Annotated in this window: 16 protein-coding genes; 7 read left to right on the top strand and 9 right to left on the bottom strand. The window is 65.4% G+C overall.

Annotated features, from left to right (window positions below):
* Window position 1: 1 nt before the first annotated feature.
* The gene (locus ASG57_RS28690) at window positions 2-3,118 is read left to right on the top strand and encodes an efflux RND transporter permease subunit (protein WP_024339766.1); all 3,117 of its coding nucleotides are present in this window, start codon (window positions 2-4) and stop codon (window positions 3,116-3,118) included.
* A gap of 3 nt (window positions 3,119-3,121) precedes the next feature.
* Here the strand turns inward: ASG57_RS28690 and ASG57_RS28685 are convergent, their stop codons facing one another.
* The 4 genes from ASG57_RS28685 to ASG57_RS28670 all read right to left on the bottom strand — a co-directional run bounded on the left by ASG57_RS28685 (window position 3,122) and on the right by ASG57_RS28670 (window position 7,407).
* The gene (locus tag ASG57_RS28685) at window positions 3,122-4,033 is read right to left on the bottom strand and encodes an amidohydrolase family protein (RefSeq protein WP_057198523.1); all 912 of its coding nucleotides are present in this window, start codon (window positions 4,031-4,033) and stop codon (window positions 3,122-3,124) included.
* A gap of 176 nt (window positions 4,034-4,209) precedes the next feature.
* On the bottom strand, window positions 4,210-5,640 hold the full coding sequence (locus ASG57_RS28680) for a TolC family outer membrane protein (RefSeq protein ID WP_024339768.1): 1,431 nt from the start codon (window positions 5,638-5,640) through the stop codon (window positions 4,210-4,212).
* A 187-nt stretch (window positions 5,641-5,827) separates the two neighbouring features.
* Window positions 5,828-6,607: an enoyl-CoA hydratase gene (locus tag ASG57_RS28675; protein WP_024339769.1), complete on the bottom strand. Its 780-nt coding sequence runs from the start codon at window positions 6,605-6,607 to the stop codon at window positions 5,828-5,830.
* A gap of 122 nt (window positions 6,608-6,729) precedes the next feature.
* Window positions 6,730-7,407 carry a hypothetical protein gene (locus ASG57_RS28670; protein WP_024339770.1) on the bottom strand — a complete coding sequence of 226 codons (678 nt, stop codon included), beginning with the start codon at window positions 7,405-7,407 and terminating at the stop codon, window positions 6,730-6,732.
* A gap of 290 nt (window positions 7,408-7,697) precedes the next feature.
* Here ASG57_RS28670 and ASG57_RS28665 point away from each other — a divergent pair, with 290 nt between their 5' ends.
* Window positions 7,698-8,243 (top strand): sigma-70 family RNA polymerase sigma factor, encoded by a 546-nt coding sequence (locus ASG57_RS28665; protein ID WP_024339771.1) that lies wholly within the window; start codon window positions 7,698-7,700, stop codon window positions 8,241-8,243.
* A gap of 2 nt (window positions 8,244-8,245) precedes the next feature.
* The gene (locus ASG57_RS28660) at window positions 8,246-8,884 is read left to right on the top strand and encodes an NrsF family protein (RefSeq protein ID WP_057198521.1); all 639 of its coding nucleotides are present in this window, start codon (window positions 8,246-8,248) and stop codon (window positions 8,882-8,884) included.
* A gap of 11 nt (window positions 8,885-8,895) precedes the next feature.
* On the opposite strand, the gene ASG57_RS28655 is transcribed toward ASG57_RS28660, so the two are convergent.
* The gene (locus ASG57_RS28655) at window positions 8,896-9,999 is read right to left on the bottom strand and encodes a DUF2336 domain-containing protein (protein ID WP_024339773.1); all 1,104 of its coding nucleotides are present in this window, start codon (window positions 9,997-9,999) and stop codon (window positions 8,896-8,898) included.
* A gap of 63 nt (window positions 10,000-10,062) precedes the next feature.
* On the bottom strand, window positions 10,063-11,220 hold the full coding sequence (locus ASG57_RS28650; RefSeq protein ID WP_024339774.1) for a GGDEF domain-containing protein: 1,158 nt from the start codon (window positions 11,218-11,220) through the stop codon (window positions 10,063-10,065).
* A gap of 423 nt (window positions 11,221-11,643) precedes the next feature.
* Between ASG57_RS28650 and ASG57_RS28645 the strand changes: the two genes are divergently transcribed.
* From ASG57_RS28645 to ASG57_RS28630, 4 genes are all read left to right on the top strand, one after another.
* Window positions 11,644-12,213, top strand: a complete 570-nt coding sequence (locus tag ASG57_RS28645) for a sigma-70 family RNA polymerase sigma factor (RefSeq protein ID WP_024339775.1) — start codon at window positions 11,644-11,646, stop codon at window positions 12,211-12,213.
* Window positions 12,210-12,905 (top strand): hypothetical protein, encoded by a 696-nt coding sequence (locus ASG57_RS28640; protein ID WP_024339776.1) that lies wholly within the window; start codon window positions 12,210-12,212, stop codon window positions 12,903-12,905. The genes ASG57_RS28645 and ASG57_RS28640 overlap by 4 nt, the downstream gene beginning before the upstream one ends.
* 17 nt (window positions 12,906-12,922) lie before the next feature.
* Window positions 12,923-14,638: a S8 family serine peptidase gene (locus tag ASG57_RS28635; RefSeq protein WP_057198519.1), complete on the top strand. Its 1,716-nt coding sequence runs from the start codon at window positions 12,923-12,925 to the stop codon at window positions 14,636-14,638.
* A 478-nt stretch (window positions 14,639-15,116) separates the two neighbouring features.
* The gene (locus ASG57_RS28630; protein WP_051160674.1) at window positions 15,117-15,872 is read left to right on the top strand and encodes a TIGR03809 family protein; all 756 of its coding nucleotides are present in this window, start codon (window positions 15,117-15,119) and stop codon (window positions 15,870-15,872) included.
* 109 nt (window positions 15,873-15,981) lie between these two features.
* Here ASG57_RS28630 and ASG57_RS28625 read toward each other — a convergent pair whose 3' ends face one another.
* The 3 genes from ASG57_RS28625 to meaB all read right to left on the bottom strand — a co-directional run bounded on the left by ASG57_RS28625 (window position 15,982) and on the right by meaB (window position 19,085).
* A complete protein-coding gene (locus tag ASG57_RS28625; RefSeq protein WP_024339779.1) occupies window positions 15,982-17,352 on the bottom strand; it encodes a TIGR03808 family TAT-translocated repetitive protein in 1,371 nt (456 codons plus the stop codon).
* Between the two features lie 96 nt (window positions 17,353-17,448).
* Window positions 17,449-18,099: a pyroglutamyl-peptidase I gene (locus tag ASG57_RS28620; RefSeq protein ID WP_024339780.1), complete on the bottom strand. Its 651-nt coding sequence runs from the start codon at window positions 18,097-18,099 to the stop codon at window positions 17,449-17,451.
* Window positions 18,096-19,085: a methylmalonyl Co-A mutase-associated GTPase MeaB gene (gene meaB / locus ASG57_RS28615; RefSeq protein ID WP_024339781.1), complete on the bottom strand. Its 990-nt coding sequence runs from the start codon at window positions 19,083-19,085 to the stop codon at window positions 18,096-18,098. Before meaB ends, ASG57_RS28620 begins: the two co-directional genes overlap by 4 nt.
* Between the last annotated feature and the right edge of the window lie 33 nt (window positions 19,086-19,118).

Here is a 19,118-nt window from a genome sequence, read left to right as displayed (position 1 = left end):
AATGGATCGTCTCGTTGCCCTTGCCGTCAACCGGCGCTTCCTGATGGTCGGCCTGTTCGCCGCCGTGCTGATCGGCGGTCTGATCGCATTCAACCGGCTCAACATCGAGGCCTATCCCGATCCGACGCCGCCGATGGTCGACATCGTGACGCAGAGCCCGGGCCTGTCGGCGGAGGAGATCGAGCGCTACATCACGATCCCGATCGAGACCCAGGTCGCGGGCCTGAAGAACATCACGACCATCCGGACCATCTCGCTCTACGGTCTCTCTGACGTCAAGATTCAGTTCTCGTTCGCCTACACCTATGACGAAGCGTTGCAGCAAGTATTGAATCGCCTGGCGCAACTCGCGCCGCTACCCGGCAACGTGCAGCCGCAAATCTCGCCGCTCAGCCCGATCGGCGAGATCTTCCGTTATCGTCTGGTCGGGCCGCCCAATTACAGCGTGCTCGACCTCAAGACTGTTCAGGACTGGATCCTTCAACGCCGCTTCCGCGCCGTGCCCGGCGTCATCGACGTTACCGGCTGGGGCGGCAGGAGCAAGACCTACGAGATTCAGGCCGACTTCAACAAGCTGGTCGCCAACGGACTGACGCTACCGCAGTTGCTCCAGGCCGTCGGCAATTCCAACGTCAACGTCGGCGGCAACACCATCGACATCGGCCAGCAATCGGCCGTGGTGCGCGGCGTCGGCCTGATCCGCTCGATCGACGACCTCGCCAACACCATGGTGGCGCAGACCGGCGGCAATCCGGTGCTGGTCAAGGACGTCGCAACCGTCACCGTCGGCCAAAAACCACGTCTCGGCATTGCCGGCCTCGACGAGGCCGACGATATCGTGCAAGGCATTGTCCTGATGCGCCGCGGCGAGCAGAGTTCGCCGACCATCAAGCGCGTCCACAAACTCGTCCAGCAGATCAACAACTCCAGCATCCTGCCGCCCGGCGTGCGCATCGAGCGCATCTACGACCGCGGGGACCTGATCGAGCTCACCACGCACACCGTGCTGCACAACATGGTGGTCGGTATCCTGCTGATCGTGCTGCTGCAATGGATCTTCCTCGGCGACCTACGCAGCGCGCTGATCGTCGGCGCCACAATTCCGTTTGCGCTGTTCTTCGCGGTGATCATCCTGGTGCTGCGCGGGGAATCGGCGAACTTGCTGTCGGTCGGCGCGATCGATTTCGGCCTGATCGTGGACGCCACCGTCATCATGGTGGAGGCGATCTTCCGCCGCCTGACGCAAACCACGCCGATCGCGGAATCCGAACAGATGTCGTCCGAGACGCTGTTCGGCATGAAGAGCCATGCCATCCTCAGCGCCGCCGCCGACGTCTCACGCTCCATCTTCTTCGCCGCGGCGATCATCATCGCAGCGTTCCTGCCGCTGTTCACGCTCTCCGGGGTCGAGGGCAACATCTTCGGGCCGATGGCCCGCACCTACGCCTATGCGCTCGCGGGCGGGCTCCTCGCGACCTTCACTGTTACGCCGGCGCTGTCCGCGATCATCCTGCCCGCGCATGTCGAGGAAACCGAAACCAAGGTGATGCTGATCCTGCACCGGTTGTACTCGCCGCTGCTCAATTGGGCCGTCGCCAATCGCAACATCGTGCTCGGCGGTGCAGTCGGACTCGTGTTGCTGACGGTGGCGCTCGCCCGCCTGCTCGGCCTCGAATTCCTGCCGAAGCTGGAGGAGGGCAATCTCTGGATCCGTGCCACGTTGCCGCCGACCATCTCGCTTCAGGAAGGCAATTCCTACGTCAACGAGATGCGCAAGGTGATCCGCGCCCGGCCGGAGGTCGAGTCCGTCGTATCGCAGCACGGCCGTCCCGATGACGGTACGGACGCGGCCGGTTTCTTCAATGCGGAGTTCTTCGCGCCGCTCAAGCCCGCGAGCCAGTGGCCAGGCACCCGCGACAAGGAGGAGCTGACCGCGCAGCTGCTCAAGCAGCTCGATGACAGCTTCCCCGGCGTCGAGTTCAACTTCTCGCAATATCTTCAGGACAACGTCTCCGAAGCCGTCTCCGGCGTGAAAGGCGAGAACTCGATCAAGCTGTTCGGCAGCGATCTCCAGGCGCTCACCGACACCGCCAACAAGATCAAATCGGTCCTGGCCACCGTGCAGGGAGTGACCGATCTTGCCGTGTTCACCTCGCTCGGGCAGCCCACCGTTCAAATCGACATCGACCGCGCCAAGGCGGCGCGCTACGGCCTTGCGCCGGGCGACATCAATGCCACCATCAAGGTCGCGATCGGCGGCGACACCGCCGGCGATCTCTATGAGCCGGGAAGCGACCGCCACTTTCCGATCATTGTTCGCCTCGCGCCGGAATATCGTCGCAGTGCCGAGGCGATCCAGAATTTGCGGATCGGCGCGCCCGGGCCGAACGGCATGGTTACGCAGATCCCCTTAAGCGAGGTCGCAACCATCAGCCTCGTCTCGGGCGCGGCCTATATCTATCGCGAGCAGCAGGAGCGCTATCTGCCGATCAAGTTCTCGGTGCGCGAGCGCGATCTCGGCAGCGCCATCCGCGAGGCTCAGGACAAGATCGCCGATCAGGTGCAGCTGCCGCCGGGCTCGCACATGGAGTGGGTCGGCGAGTTCGGCAATCTCCAGGACGCGATCCGGCGGCTGTCGATCGTAGTGCCGATCTCGCTGGTGCTGATCGGCGTGCTGCTCTGGTTCAATTTCGGCTCGATGACCGATACGCTGCTTGCGATGAGCGTGATCCCGATGGCGATCTTCGGCGGGGTGCTGGGCTTGTTGATCTCGGGCACGGCATTCAGCGTCTCCGCGGCGATCGGCTTCATCGCGCTGTTCGGCATCGCCGTGATGGACGGCATCATCATCCTGTCGCAGTTCAACCAGCTCATCGAAGAGGGTATGGACCGCATGAGTGCGGTGGTGCGCACCGGCGAGCTTCAGCTCCGGCCCGTGCTGATGACGTGCGTCGTCGCGGGCGTCGGCCTGTTGCCGGCGGCACTGTCGGAGGGCATCGGCTCGCAGGTGCAGAAGCCGCTCGCGGTCGTCGTCGTCACCGGCATGATGCTGGCGCCGGTGGTGATCCTCCTGACGTTGCCGGTGCTGATCTCGTTTTTCTCCCGCCGGGCGCGCTGATCGTCAGAAGCCGTAGAGCCGCGCCGGATTATCGACCAGGATCTTCTTACGCACGTCCGCATCCGGCGCCCACACCGGAAGCTGGTTGAGCAACCGACCGTCGTCGATTTGATAGAACGGCGCAATGTCGGTGGGCTTGCGTCCCTCGACGTGGCTTGAATCCGGATGCGGCCAGTCGGTGCCCCAGACGATGCGGTCCGCGTTCGCCGCTATCAACGCGCGGGCATAGGGAACCATGTCCTGGTAGTCCGGCGCCAGCTTGGACGAACGATAGGCGCCCGAGACTTTCACATAAGCCTTGCCGGACTTCACGAGCGCTATCAGGTCGTCAAACCCGGGTTGCTCCAGTCCGAGCGGGGCCTCGAGGCCGCCGAAATGGTCGAACACGACGGGCACCGGTGCAGCCAGCACCAGATCCTTGATCGCCGAGATCACCGGCAATGTCGTGTAGAGCTGCACATGCCAGCCGCGTGTCTTCATGCGCTCAACGGACGCCGTGAAGCGGCTTCGTCCGACGTTGGGATCGCTGATGCCGTCGGTCGCCAGATTGATGCGGATGCCACGGAAGCCGTCTGCCTGCATCGTGTCGAGCTCGGCCTCCGTCGTCTTGTCGTCGATCACAGCGACCCCGCGCGCGGTCGCGCCGCGCGCCTTCATGCCGAACAGCGTCGAAGAATTGTCGGTGCCGTACACGCTCGGCGTCACGATCACCACGCGCTCCATATGCAGCGCCTTGTGCAGCGCAGTCATTTCCTCGGGGCTCGCCGGCTCCGGCGTATAGACGCGCCCGGCAAAGAAAGGAAATCTCCCGACGTCGCCGTGGATGTGGGTGTGGCAGTCGCAGGCATGCGCCGGCACGTCGAAGTTGACCCGCGTCGCGGGCTGTGCCGCACGGGCGTGGACTTGGTCGATCATGGTTACTCCGGCCGCGAGAAGGCGAACAGGAAACCGCGTTGGCAGAGCATGGTGTCTCTCTCCTGCTTCGTTGCCGAGCAATGATAGCACGCCAGCAAGGCTCTATGCGGCTTCTACACGCCAGGAGTCGAAGCTGTGATGGTTCCTTCGCAGGAGCGAGAGGGAAGTTTCGGCTCCTACTGCCCTGATGGCGTGCGTAGGCCGTGCCAGGCGTCGCGGACCTGATGGTAGTGCACCTCGGGCAGATAGTCCGGCGTGTTCAGGTTCAGCGTCTTGACGTCGAGATGGCCGATGGCGCTGAGGAGCGTGTAGGAGGCGATCACGCGGTCGCGTTGTGCGCCGATCAGGCGGGCCTTGGCCAGGATCAGATCGGCCTGCGAGTTCAGCACGTCGACGGTCGTGCGCTGTCCTCCGGCGGCCTCGCGCTGCACGCCTTGGAGCGCGACCGTCGCGGCCTTCACTTCGGACTCCGAGGCGGAGACCGCGACCTTGGCGCCTTCATTGGCGACCCAGGCGCTCACCGCCGCAGCGCGAGCCTGGTTGCGCACCTGGTCGAGCACGAGCCGGCTCTGCGCCGTGATCTCCTTGGCTTGCCGGGTCTGCGCCGCGGCCTGGCCGCCATCGTAAATCGGCGCAGTGACGTTGGCGACGATCGAAGCCTGGTCTTCGGCGAAGGTGCCGAGTGTCGGGTCGTTGTTGCGGCTCTTGCTCGCGCTGCCCTGGATGGTCGCGCTCGGCAGCAATGTGCCTTCGGCGATGCGGATGTTGGTGGAGGCGACATCGACGTCGAAGCTGGCGGCCATCACCGCCGGATGCTGTCGGATCGCCTTCGTCATCGCGTCCTCGCGACTCTTCGGCAGATAGCGGTCGACGGCCTCGGCGGGGCGAAGCTGCGAGGGCGCATTGCCGATCACCTGTGCATACATCGCCTGACTGACGGCGAGCGCGACCTCGGCCGCGTTGAGATCGGCAAGGCCGCGGTTGAGACGGGCCTCGGCCTGGGCGGTGTCGGTCGGCGTGACATCGCCGGCATTGAGGCGGCGCTGGGTCACCGAAAGTGTTTCGCGCAGGAAGGCGACATTGGAGCGCTGTGCCTCGACGAGCGATTGGTTGGCGAGCACGTTGGTGTAAGCGGTGACGGCGTCGAGCAGTACGCCTTGGCCGACATTGCGCAGCGCTTCGCGGCCCGACTGCACCTGGAGTTCCGCGGCCCGCACGCTGTTGGCGGTGCGGAAGCCGTTAAACAGGGTCTGCGTCACGGTGACGCCGATGATCCAGGGTTTCAGGTTGGCGGTCTGGATGGTGTTGTCGGGCAGCAGATTGCGCACCGATTGCAGGCCGGCGCTGAGGCTGGCCAAGATCTGCGGCCGGTAGCCGGCAAGCGCCTGCGGTACGTTCTCGTCAGTCGCACGCTGGCGCGCACGCTCGGCATTGAGCTGCGGATTGGTCTGATAGGCCTTGGCGAGCGCCTCGGGCAGGGCCTCCGCCCAGGCGGGAGAGGCGAGGGCGCAGGAGAGCGCCAGCGTGGTCCATGTCGCAAGCACGGGAGCCACGCCCGATCGATGCCGCGTCAGCACGCGACCAGCTCTGGCGGTACGCCCAATCATGTAATTCCACAAACCCTGGCTATTCGCCCCCGCCGATGGCGGTCCTCTTAACTGTTTAACCAGCCGAGGTCCCGCAGGCAAACTGCCGCGGGGAAAACCCCCATGAAATCCGTGCTTGTTGCAGCTCCGTCACAGGGTTCTACGGGAACGCGGCAGAGCCTTACACGAGCATGGCCGGTTGCGCGCCTTACCGATTCCTGTTCACCGGCTTGCGCTTTTCGATGAAGGCAGCCATGCCTTCGGAGCGGTCCTCGAGCGCGAAAGTCGAATGGAACAGGTTGCGCTCGACGCTCATGCCCTCGGCAAGCGTGGTCTCGAATGCGCGGTTCACCGCCTCCTTGGCCATTGCGGCCGCAGGGCGCGACATCGCGGCAATCTTCTCGGCTGCCGCCATCGCTTCGTCCATCAGCTTGTCAGCCGAGACGATGCGGCTGACGAGGCCCGAGCGCTCAGCTTCGGCCGCATCCATCATCCGGCCGGTGAGGCAGAGGTCCATTGCCTTGGACTTGCCGATCGCGCGCGTCAGGCGCTGGGTACCGCCGATGCCGGGAATGGTGCCGAGCGTGATCTCGGGCTGGCCGAATTTTGCCGTGTCGGCGGCGATGATGAAGTCGCACATCATGGCGAGCTCGCAGCCGCCGCCCAGCGCATAACCGGCGACCGCGGCGATGGTTGGCTTCCGGCAACGAGCGATGCGGTCGCCGCCGATCGCGGCGAAGTCCTCGGAGAACATGTCGATGAAGCTCTTGGGCTGCATCTCCTTGATGTCGGCGCCGGCGGCAAAGGCCTTCTCGTTGCCGGTCACGAGGATGCAGCCGATGGCATCGTCGGCCTCGAGATCGTCGACCGCGGCAGCGATCTCGCGGAAGACGCCGAATGAGAGCGCGTTGAGCATCTTCGGCCGGTTCAGCTTGATGATGCCGACCGCGCCTTTGCTCTCGACGATAATGTGTTCAAACGTGCTCATGCTCCACCCACGCTTTTGATTGAGCGGGCAATGTGCCCGCTGGCGCGGTGGGCTTCAAGGGGGGCCGGAGGCAGGACGCGCGGGCTGTGCGCGTCCTGTTTGCGTCCTGGCGGAACTGGCAATCAGGCTATGAACATCCGCGCGGCAGAGGCCAGCGTCAGCAGCGTGCCGACGCCGATGAAGATCTTGCCGATCAGGGAGCTCTGGTCCCAGGCCGAGCTCTGCTGGCTGCTTGCCATCACCGGGGCGGGCCGAGGCTGCGCCTCGGTTGCGGCAAGCACCGCCTTCTGCGCCGGCGGGTTTTCCTGCTGCACGGCGCGATCGATGTCGTTGAGCTGATCGGGTGCGACGACCTGGCTTTCCGGGGCCGCGGCATTGGTATTATCCGCTGCCGCCTGGACATTGTCGTTGGCCCGGTTCGTCATCGCCGAGGCGGCAGCTGCGGTCGGCGTGTCGTCAGCGAGCTGCGCATTGGCATTGGCGACCTCCGGCGGCATTTGGTTCGATGCCGGCCCCTCACCGTCGGTCTTGACACCCTCGGTCTTGCCGTCAGCCTTGGCCTCGTCGGTCCTTGCGGCAGTGTCCTTCTTGCCGGCCTTGCTGACGGAGTTCTTCACCGCCTTGTTGCTGCCGGTGCGGCGCGAATCGTGGCGCCGGTGCTTGGCCGTGTCGGCCTGCTTCTCCGCGCTATCCGGTTTGTTGCCGGCCGCCGAACTCGGCGCCGCCTGTGCAACGCCCCCGAACAGCAAGAAAAGCCCGGCCACAACGATCAGGGCCGCGCGCGCGCTGGCTTTCATCATGTCGACGATCTCCCCAATTCCGCCCGTCCCAGGAGTGAACAGAGACCCTTGGGCGTGACGACAGCGGGGCAGAAAATGGGAATCTTCGGGTTAGACCCGCCAAAAACGGGGCAGACCGCCCCTTGCGGCTGGCTGGCCGATGCGGCATGGGCCGATCGGTGTTATGAGCCTTAGCAATGTTACGACTACATCGGCCGCGAGGTTCGGGACTTCATCACGAATTCGTGATAATTCCGGCCGCCTGCGTAACAAATTGAATGAGCAGCCGAATTGCATGATGAGGGGCGCGGGTGCGCGGACGTGAAGACGAATGGACCGGCCTGATGCGGTCGGCCATGGCTGGCGATGACGCGGCGTATCAGCGCTTGTTGAAGGCAGTCACGCCTGTGCTGCGCGCTGCCGCGAGGCGCGGCTTGGCGCGGGCGGGTCAGCCTCCAGACCAGGCCGAGGATATCGTGCAGGAGATTTTGTTGGCGGTGCATCTGAAGCGGCACACCTGGGACAGCGAAGCCCCCTTCGCGCCCTGGCTGTTTGCGATCGGCCGCAACAAGCTGATCGACGCGCTTCGCCGGCGCGGCAGGCGCGTGTTCGTGAACATCGACGACTTCGCCGAGACGCTGCCGGGCGAGGCGCCGCAGGAGACCGCTTCGGCCGGCGAGGTCGCCGCCCAATTGGGCACCCTGCCGCAACGACAGCGCGACGTGCTGCAATCGATCGCAGTCGAGGCCGCCTCGATCAAGGACACGGCGGCAAAGCTCTCGATGAGTGAGGGTGCGGTGCGGGTCGCGCTGCATCGCGGACTTGCGGCGCTGACGGCCAAACTGCGGGACGCCTAGTCATGGACACCGATCAACTCATCCGCTCGCTCGCGGCCGACAACGCCCATCGCGCGCCGCGCGTCGGCGCCGTGCTGACGATGGCGCTGCTGGTGGCCGCGCCGCTGTCGATCCTGATCTTCGCAACGTTCTTCGGCGTGCGCGCCGACCTGATGAGCGCCATGCGCAATCCGTTCTTCGACATGAAGTTCGCGGTGACCCTGTCGCTCGCAATCCCCGCAATCATCATCAGCCTGCATTTGTCGCGTCCCGAAGCCCTGCTGCGCGGCTGGGGCTGGCTGCTGCTGCTTCCCGTCGGGCTCCTTGCCGTAGCGATCGGCGGCGAGGCGATGATGGCGCCGGCCATGCCGATGACGATGCGCCTGATGGGCAAGAACTCCAGGGTGTGCCTGGTCGCGATCCCCGCCATGTCGCTGCCGCTGCTGGCAGGCGCGCTGTTCGGCCTGCGCCACGGCGCGCCCTCGCGTCCTGCGCTGGCCGGTGCGCTCGCCGGCCTGGTGTCGGCCGGCTTGGCTGCGACCCTTTATGCCTCGCACTGCACCGACGACTCGCCGCTGTTCGTCGCGACCTGGTACACGTTGGCGACCGCGATCGTAACGGCGATCGGGGCGCTGGCGGGATCCAAAGTTCTTCGCTACTAGCGCCGCCGGCTTCACGCCGCCGGCGTCGTGCCCAGCTGCATGCGATGGAATCGCAGCACTTGTTGCGCGGTCGACGAGCGCAGTGCCTCGTAGGTGTCGCGCAGTGTCAGCATGTCCGCCTGCGCGCCGCCGGAGAGCTTCTCGCGCATGGCGATGATGGCGCGCACGCACGGCCAGGACATGCCCGCGACCTTGGCGAGGATCATCACGCCTTCGGTGCGGCTCTCGATCATCATAGTCTCGGCGGTCTCGACCGCGACGCCGGCGAGTGCCGCCAATCCTGCATTGGCCTCGTCGAACTTGCCCTGCTCGGCGAAGGCGGTGACCTCAAGTTCGTCGAGGCGACCGTCCTCGTGCAGCGATTTCACCAGCGCGCGCGCCATCTCGGTCTGCTTCGTCATGGCGGCGATTCGGACCCTCTGCGCCGCTTCCTGGACCACGCGCGATACTTCGTTGGTGAGCTCGGGATGCGCGGACGCAAGCTTCCTGCGCACGCTCGATGATGCTTTGGCGACCAGCCTCAGATAGTGGTGGCGCGGCAGGTCCGGCCGGAGGCCGATGCAGGCGGCGAGGTCGTCATCGCGTTCGGCCCGCGTGACGAGGTCGGTGAGACTTCCTTCGGAGAGCCGGGCGCCCGGATTTCCGACGGTCGACTGCACCACGTCCTGGTTGCCGCGTGTCACCAGCACGTCGGTCAGCGCTTCCGACAGCACCCGCCGCAGCGAGATCGCCTTGAGATGCGGCTGGCCCCTGCTCCGCGCGATCTCGATCAGCGTTGCTTCATCCAGGCGCTCCGACTTCGTCAGCACCGGTCCGGAGACCTCGATGACCTCGTCGAGGGCGAGTGTGCGGATGATATTCGGCGGGGCCGCCGCGATCGGTGCGAGCCGGTCGGCGAGCCGCGCCCTCGCCGAGGTCTCGATCTGCTCGATCAAGCATTGGAACACATCGTCGAAGACGCGGATGTGGTCGTCGGAATAGTCCACCGCGTTACCCACGAAGAGATCGGTGACGCGGCGCAGCGTCTCGACCCGGCGCGCGACAGTGCCGTGCGCGAGCGCAGTCTGCAATTCCTCGAGCAGGTTTTCGGATTGTTTCGCGATCTTGGATTTCATTGCCCTGTCCTGGAGCGTTCGGCTCCGCGGCGCATTCTGTCGCACCGGGAGAAAATGGATTGGTCAGCTCGTTGCAATGTGGTTGCGGCCTTGCGCCTTGGCGGAATAGAGCGCGCGGTCGGCGCGCGCGAGAAACGTGTCGGCAGTATCAACGTCGCGCAGCGTCGCGACGCCGGCGGAAATCGTGACGTGCATACCCGGGGAAAATGCGCTCCAGTCGAGGTCGGCGACGATGCCGCGCAACCGCTCGAGCATGCGCGAGGCGACCTCACCGTCGGTACCCGGCAGCAGCAGCAGAAATTCCTCTCCGCCGTAGCGGCCGAAGCTGTCAGTCGGGCGGATGTTGGCAAAAATGGTGATCGCGAAAGTGCGCAGCACCTCGTCGCCGACCGGATGGCCAAGGGCGTCGTTGATGCGCTTGAACCAGTCGAGATCGATCAGCGCGATCGCGAAGGGCGTGGATGCCTGCCGCGACTTCTCGATCTCGAGTTCGAGAAGCCGCATGATGCAGCGCCGGTTATAGCAGCCGGTAAGCTCATCGAGTTCGGCCAATTCCTCGATGCGCTGATAGGCGGCCTTCAGTTCAATGCTGCGCCGGTACAGTATCTTGCGCAGGGTGGCGCCGAACAGGCCGAGGAAAGCGCACTGGCCGATCACCAGCGCGAAGCAGAGCATCGAGGCGGCTCTCTGCAGCCGGGTCGTGACTGGCAGTCCGATCGGCAGGTCAGATCCCAAGAAAACCAAGGCAAGCCCGCAGGTGGCAAGCCCCCAGGTGAGCACCGCCTGGCTCGACGTCATGCGCAGCGTGCCAAACGCGAAAATCAGGAACAACACCGCGAGGAAGGCGACCCCCACGGTCGGCACCGCGAGCAGGAACACCAGTTGCAGCGCCATATGCGCCGAGATCTGGTAGACGGTGAGGTAATGATCCTCGAAACGGTCACCGAAACCGGCTTCCGATAACACCGTGAACGTTCCAATGATCAGCAGACCGCCGAGCCAGAACAGCGACGGGACGCCCATGGAGATCGTGCCGTCATAGGCGTAGAGCAGCAGGACCGAGGCGCCCAGCGAATAGCTCGCGACCTGCCCGATATACATCTGGCGGCGCTGCCGGGCCCGGCGGGCCCTGACTTCAGGGGCCGCGGACTCGGGCGCGAGGACGAGATCCGCGACCTCTGCGGCATTCCTCTCGGGAAAGGACGTCGCGGCCGTGCTCATGGTCCCGCCAGTGGTGGATGTCAGCGCAAGAATCTACGTGCCAAGCCTTTAGGTTTGGTATCCTTTGAAACCGAATCCGAAACGCAGCACCGAACAAGCTGATCAGCCAGCGCGAGAATCCACGGGCGATCAAAGTGTGCGATGCGGTCGAGCCAAATCACGGGTTGGTGCGACAAACGTGGTGCAGAGTGCTATGGAACCGGACGAGCCGGGTGGCCTGTGCCCAGGCATTCTGCAGGGAAATAACTCGGTATCATATTACCTATTCTGACCGGCGGCGTTGATCGACGCGGGTGGCACAAGAAGAGCGCGTATGTGGCCTAGCTCACACTGTTCTCCGTATGACTGCGGTAGTCTGAACAATTTTGCACCCCCGGTCGAACCGTCCGCCGCATCGACCCGACCAACTTTGCGAGACGGCCATTGAGTGTGACACAGGCGGCTTCGGACGAGATCCTCATCGCCAGGATCGCTCAAGGTGACCGGCTCGCCATGCAGGTGCTGTACGGGCGGCACCATGTCAGGGTTTACAGGTTCGGACTGAGGCTCGTGCGTGACGAGCAGGCGGCGGAAGACCTCATCAGCGAGGTGTTTCTCGACGTCTGGCGTCAGGCCGGCAAGTTCGAGGGCCGATCCGCCGTTTCAACCTGGCTGCTGGCAATCACCCGATTCAAGGCCCTGTCTGCGCTCCGGCGCAGGAAGGATTTCGAGTTGGACGAAGAAGCCGCCAACGCGATCGAGGATACGTCCGACGATCCGGAAACGGTGGTGCAGAAGAAGGATACCAGTGAGGCGTTGCGGGAGTGTCTGACGGGCCTCTCGCCGGAGCACCGGGAAATCGTCGATCTCGTCTACTACCACGAGAAGTCCGTGGAAGAGGTGGCCGAAATCGTCGGAATACCGGAGAACACTGTGAAGACGCGCTTGTTCTATGCGCGCAAGAAACTGGCCGAACTGCTGAAGGCAGCCGGCGTTGAGCGAGGCTGGCCATGATGGCATTGAGCAAGAAGATGCTGGAGCAAGAGCCCAGTGAGATTGAACTGATGCTGCCGTGGCACGCGGCTGGCACGCTGAATCCGCGCGATTCCCGCCGTGTCGAGGAAGCGCTGGCGCGCGATCCCGAACTTGCCAAACAATATGCCGCGATCCGCGGCGAGTATGAAGAAACCATCCATCTGAACGAGAGCCTGGGTGCGCCGTCGGCGCGCGCAATGCAGAAGCTGTTCGCCGCGATCGATGCCGAGCCGGCACGGGCGGCCGGCTCGCTGCCGCTCTCGGCGCGCATCGCCGTCTTCTTCGCGAGCCTGTCGCCGCGCACGCTGGCCTGGTCGGCGAGCCTCGGCGCAGTCGCGCTCGTGCTGCAGGCCGGGATCATCGGCGCGGTGCTGATGAAGAACCAGCCGGCGACCTTCCAGACGGCCTCGCTCTCGACCAGCGCGCCGGTCACGCGCGAGCTCGGCAGCGCGGCCGCGCCGGCGCGCGCGCTGGTACGCTTCACGCCGGAGGCGCGCGTCGCCGACATCACCGCACTGCTCGACAGCTACCAGGCTTCGATCATCGGCGACGCGAAGGGCGGCATGTTCCGCCTCCAGTTCGACAAGGCGATGAACCAGGACGAGCTCGCTTCGCTGCTCGGCAGGATGCAGCGAGAGAAGTTCGTCAACCTCGCCGTCGCGGCACCCTAGGCGCGCCGCTCAAGCCGATGACGGGCCAGTCCAAGACGAAGGTACGCGCCGTGGCCTACGGTTCGTCGGTCGGAGCCGCGCTTCTGGTCGCCGCCTGCCTCGGCTTCGACGTGGCGCAGGCGCAGGCGATCATGCGAACGCCAACGATCAGCGTTCCCTCGCGCACGCCGACCATTTCTCCGAGCATTGCCCCGCGGGTCAGCCCGAATGTGGCTGCGCGTGCCGTCAGCGTCGATCGCGGCCCGCGAACGATGGCGACCATTCCCAATGCCACGACGTCGCGCGTACGGCCGACGACGCCGGTGCTGCCCCATGCGCGCTACTCGCCGAACCTCTATCCGGCCTGTACCGCTCCCCATCGCGCGGCCGACGGCGAATGCTCTGGCCAGTCGAATGCAGGCGGCGAGGGCGCGGGCAAATCAGCCAAGAAGAGCGCCGGCAAGGGGCGTGGCAACAACACGCCGGCCGTGGTCACCTCTCGCAGCATTGCCGGCGAATTCGTCGCCGAGATCGACGGTGCGCTGTCGACGACCGAGGCCGACGAGCTGGCGCGTCGCCACGGCCTGACCCGCGTCGCTTCCGAAAATTTCCCGCTGATCGGGGCGACGTTCGGCCTGTTCCGTATCACTGACGGCCGGCCGTACGAGACGGTGCGGCGCGAATTCGCCGCGGACGCCAGCGTGCGCTCGCTCCAGCCGAACTTCCGATATGCGCTCCAGGACCAGAAATCGTCGCGGACGACCGAGGGAGATCCTGCGCAATATGCGCTGACAAAGCTTCGGCTGCCGCAGGCGCATACGCTGGCGCAAGGCGCCAATGTCACAATTGCCGTGATCGATTCCGGGATCGACACCAGGCATCCCGAACTCGCCAATTCCATCGCCGACAATTTCGACGCGCTCGGCAGTGCCGAGGGGCCGCACGTCCACGGCACCGGCATCGCCGGGGCGATCGCGGCGCACGCCCGTCTGATGGGCAGCGCGCCCGAGGCGCGCATCATCGCCATCCGGGCCTTCGGCGGCGCCAACGGCGGCACCGAGAGTTCGTCCTACATCATCCTGCGCTCGCTGAACTACGCCGCCGAGCACGGTGCGCAGATCGTCAATATGAGCTTCGCCGGTCCGAAGGACGCTGTGATCGAGCGCGCAATCGCCGCGACGGCCGCGCGAGGTCTCGTGCTGGTCGCGGCCGCCGGCAATGCCGGTGCGAAATCTCCGCCGCTGTATCCGGCCGCGAATCCCAATGTGATCGCGGTCAGCGCGACGGATCAGCAGGACAAGCTGTTCTCCGCCTCCAATCGCGGTAACTACATCGCGGTCGCAGCCCCTGGCGTCGACATCTTCCTGCCGGCACCGGACGGCAAATACCAGATGACGTCGGGGACCTCATTCTCAGCCGCCTATGTCTCCGGCGTCGCCGCGCTGCTGCTCGAGCGCAACCATGCCTTGAAGCCGGAAGCGCTGCGCATGACGCTGGCGAAGACCGCGCGTGACCTCGGCTCACCCGGGCGCGACGAGCTTTTCGGCGACGGTCAGACCGACGCATTTGCCGCGGTCATGGCCGTTCCCGCCAACAGCGCGACGCCGGTCGCGGCCGCGTCCGGTACAACAAAACGTGAAGACGCCGACAAGCGTCGCGATGCGCCCGGCAGCCGTGCGATCGAGCAGCCCTCGCTGTCGAGCTCGGACGATAAATCCGCGATTTCTCAGATGGATAGGCCGGCCACTCGATAGCGGCTGCGACAAAGATGCGCGCCCGGCCGAGCTCAAAAAAGCGAACCCTGCATTGAACGTTCAGCCAGCTGCCACGACCAAATTATGTGGGAGCGGTCATCCCTCCCCATCAGTCATATCAGGCGCGAGCGCCCATCCACCCCAAGCGCCCATATGGCTCGACCCGTCCGGTTGTCCCCCCGGACGGGTCTTTTCTTTTGGCATCCCATTTTGACAGGCCTCGCATTCGTTCTGTCGGCTGAGGAGCGGTAGGGCGTCGGTCGCTGAGGTTCGCCCGACGCGCCGCAACTCCGGTATGCTTGTGCGAAGCTTGACTCCGACACCCTAGGAAAAATCCGCACGACTACGGTGTTTGATGACGGAGCTCGTGTCGTTGCTGGACAAGTCAAAACTTTTCCACAAAATATTCATGTCGCGTCTAAATTGATTCGTGTGCGTTGCGTCCCCGCGTCCGTAATTTCTCACGACGGGCTGGTTCATGACACATCGCCAAGAGTTTATTCGCGACGCGGTCGCAGGCCGCGACATCGCGGCGCGCTGGTGCGCTCTTGCCGAGCAGCGCCTGCAACATCTCTCCGAGATGTTCGAGACCGGGCGCTGGCGCCGTTATCATTCTGAGATCGCGTTTCTCGAAAACATCCAGGAAGCCAAGCGTGCCGTCCAGACTTGGCGCGCGCTTGCGACTGGCGGGGATGTCGCCGAGGCGGCTGCGAGCGTAACGCCTGCATTCGGCTGGTCGCCCGCGACGATGCCGCGCGTGTTTCCTCGGGCGCAACAGGGGCAGATCATGCAGCCCAAGGCCGTCCACATTGCTCTCGAAACCGCCGTGCCGGTCAGGCTCGATCCGAAGCCGGACATTCTGGCCGAGATGGCCGAAGCTCCGATCGCGCCGCGTGTCGCATCTGCGCCTGCCGCAGCGGCCTCGTTCACCGCGCCCCCCGAGATGCCACCGCTCAAGGCTCCCGCTGCGAAGCCTGCGCTCACCGCACCTGCCATACGGTCGCCGCTCGCGCCTGCCGCCATGGCGCCGTTCACCGCGCCGGAAGTGAGGCCGCCGGCAGCAGCGCCCGCCGCGCAGCTGCCGAAGGCCGCCCCTGCGGCTATGGCAGCGCTGCTGCCGCAATTCGCCCCGCCGGCCGAGGAGATCGTCGCGGCCCCCGAGCGCGTGGTCGAATTCACCTTCAGCCTCGACGGCCTGGAAGCGAAGTACCCGCTGCTCAGGAACGCGTTCTAGGGCGGCGGGAGAGGGGCTCTCCCCTGTCATCACTGAGGCTCGAACTTCGCGGCTGCAGAGCACCGCGGAGTGAGCCTCGAAGGATGAACGGCCCGTCCGTCAGCCATGCCTACCTTCGCACCGCATTGCCGCCGAGCACCACCTGGGCGAATCGCTGTGCGCCGTCGGCCGACAGATCCGGTGTCACGGCACGCGCGTGATCGAGACCGACGACGGCGCCCCGCGGGGTCTCCGAGATCATGTTGTTGTTCACGAGCGCGGTGCCGGCGCCCGGCACGATGGAGACGCCGACACCCGCCAGCGCCTTGCGGATCACGTTGCCCGTGATCGCAACGTCGCGCAGATACTTTCCCCAGCCGGCGACGATGCCGTAGGACGGCGCATTCTCGATCACATTGCCGGTCACAGATGAATCCGCTTCGATGTAGATGCCGACACCGGCGTCGTCGTCCGGCGCAGTGCCGATCGGCCGCTTCGGGATCAGGTTGCGGATGATGTTGCCCTGGACCACCGCGATGCGGCCGCCTTCGTTGAAATTGCAGACGGATACGCCGACGGCTGCGCCGTCTACAATGTTGTTGGCGATCACCGCGGCTTCGAACGCGAACTCGGAGTAGAGGGCCACCTCGCGCACGTCGCTGACACTGTTGCCTGTGATGTGAATGTTCGAGGCCGAATTGCCGCGCACAGCCGAGTAATCGCAGTTCCTGATGCGGTTGCCACGCACGATCACGTTGCCGGCGCGGAAGGCGTTGATGGCATTGCCGTACTGGCCGGAGCCGCCCGGACCGGCCTTGATGTTCTCGATGCGGTTATCGGCAACCAGCGTGCCGTCATCGCCGATCGCCGTGCGCAGGATCTCGATGCCGTTGTCGTTTGTGCCGAGAATAGTGTTGCGGGAAACGCTGAGGCCCCTGGCGTCGAATGAGACCACCGCCGTCACCGCGATACTGGTGAAGATGTTACCGGAGATGTCGCCCGCGACCTGCTCGAGCCAGATGCCGTTGCCGCCCGAACCGGTGATCTCGCAATCGGCGATGCGAACGTCGCGCCCGCCGAGTACATGGATCAACCCGCGCCGCGTCGCCAGCGGGATGTTGCCGCCGTCGAAGGTGATACCGGTGAGGCCGATCGCATCGGAGCCGTCGCTCTGGATCATCGAGGCCCCGCCGGTGAAGACCAGCCTGGTCGCGCCGCGCACGCCGATCAGTTGTGCGCCGTTCGGCAGGCGCAGAGATCCGCTGCGGTAGATGCCCGGAGGCAAGGCGAGCGGCATTTGCGTCCGCGCGGCCTCGTCAATGGCGCGCTGCAACGCGCGCGTCTGGTCCTCGTTGCTGCCGGGCCGCACGCCGTATTGCGTGGCGTCGCGGCCGAGCAGCGACGTCAGCGGCGCGGCGCGCGCAGCGTCGGCAGGCATGGTCAGAGCGCCGGCGACGCCGACAGTCGAGGCTCCGATGAGATGACGGCGATTGAGGTCCATGACGCGTCCTCCGGCGGACGCGGGAGGGTGTCCGCGCCGACTAGGTAGCGCAGGGCGGCGGGGATCGTGAGAATTGTTCGCGGTAGGGTTAAATGTTTACGCAAGCGGGCTGCGTGTCTTCCTTGCCAGCCGAACCGTCTCCATCAGCATGGCTTCCCCTGCGTCCACCAGTTCCTCCAGCGTGATGCGTGGCGCTCCTTTGCGCCGTACCGCGCCGCCGCGCGCAAGCAGGGGAATATGGATGAACGCCGCAAGCTGTGGCCCGCCAGCCCTGACGCGTTCGATTGCGCGCCAGCTCAGGTAATTGCAGAGATAGGCGCCGGCATCGCGCGAGGCGCGCGCGTCGATGCCGGTGAGGCACGCCGCGCGCAGCAGCCTCGCCGTATGCGGCCCGAACGTCATCGCGTCGGCGTGGCCGGCGATCCCGCGCTTGCTCGAGCGGGTGTTGGCGGCGTCGGGCCAGAGCATGGTAACGGCGTTGCGCGCACGAGTCTCGATGCGCAGGTAAGGCGTCCGTGCGGCGAGGCCGAACATCAGCAGCGCATCCGGCTTCACCTCCGCGAGCACCTCAGGCAATTGCCGGTCGACTGCGGCGTAAGTCACCGGGAAGATGTGGCTCGAGATCGCGACATCGTCGAGCGCCGGCCGGCGCAGCCGGGTCAGCCGCGCCACGAGCGGCTCGGTCGGATTATAGGGCGCGCCGGGGAAGGGGCCGAAGCCGGTGAGGAGAATGCGCAGGCCGGTCATTGCAGCAACTCCAGAATCCGCTCGGCTGCGAGGGCGGGGGTGAGGTGGCCGTCGGCAACCTCGGCTTCGATCTTCCGGACTTTCGTTCGCACCGATGCCTCGCTGCGCAGCCGCGCCAGCATGCGCTGCTCCAGCATTGACCACATCCACTTCACCTGCTGATCGCGCCGCCGCGCGGCGAAATCACCGGACGCGTTCATCGCTTTCCGGTGATCGAGGACCTTTTGCCATATCGTTGCGATGCCATCGCCGGTGAGTGCCGAATAGGTCTCGACCGGGGGATGCCAATGCTCGGACCTCGGGGCGAGAATATGCAGCGCGCTGCGATAGTCGGCCGCGGTGATCTTGGCGCGCTTGAGGTTGTCGCCGTCGGCCTTGTTGATCGCGATCATGTCGGCGAGTTCGACGAGGCCCTTCTTGATACCCTGAAGTTCGTCGCCGCCACCCGGCAGCATGAGTGCGAGGAAAAAGTCCGTCATGTCGCAGACCGCCGTCTCGGACTGGCCGATGCCGACGGTTTCGACCAGCACGACGTCAAAGCCGGCGGCCTCGCAGAGCAGCATGGCCTCGCGCGTCTTGGCGGCGACACCGCCGAGCGTGCCAGACGACGGCGAGGGGCGAATGAAGGCATCCGCGGACGCCGACAGCCGTGCCATCCGCGTTTTGTCGCCGAGGATCGAGCCGCCGCTGCGCGCCGAGGACGGATCGACCGCGAGCACCGCGACCTTGTGGCCCTGTGCGATCAGATACATCCCGAGTGCATCGATCGTGGTGGATTTGCCGACGCCGGGCGAGCCGGTGATACCGACGCGGAATGCCTTGCCGGTGTCGGGCAACAGCATCTGCACCAGCTCACGTGCGAGTGCCTGATGATCGCCGCGCCGGCTCTCAACAAGCGTGATGGCGCGGGCAAGGGCAGCACGGCTGCCGGCGCGCAAGTCGCGGGCAAGGGTCTTGATGTCCAGCGAAGCCTTCTTCTCGATCATGCCCTGCTTTACAACGCCCCGGCGGGGCAGGCG

The organism is Bradyrhizobium sp. Leaf396, assembly GCF_001424605.1.
Lineage (GTDB): Bacteria > Pseudomonadota > Alphaproteobacteria > Rhizobiales > Xanthobacteraceae > Bradyrhizobium > Bradyrhizobium japonicum_C.
The sequence above is the reverse complement of the archived record's forward strand: the minus strand, read 5'-3'. Positions and strand labels throughout refer to the sequence as shown.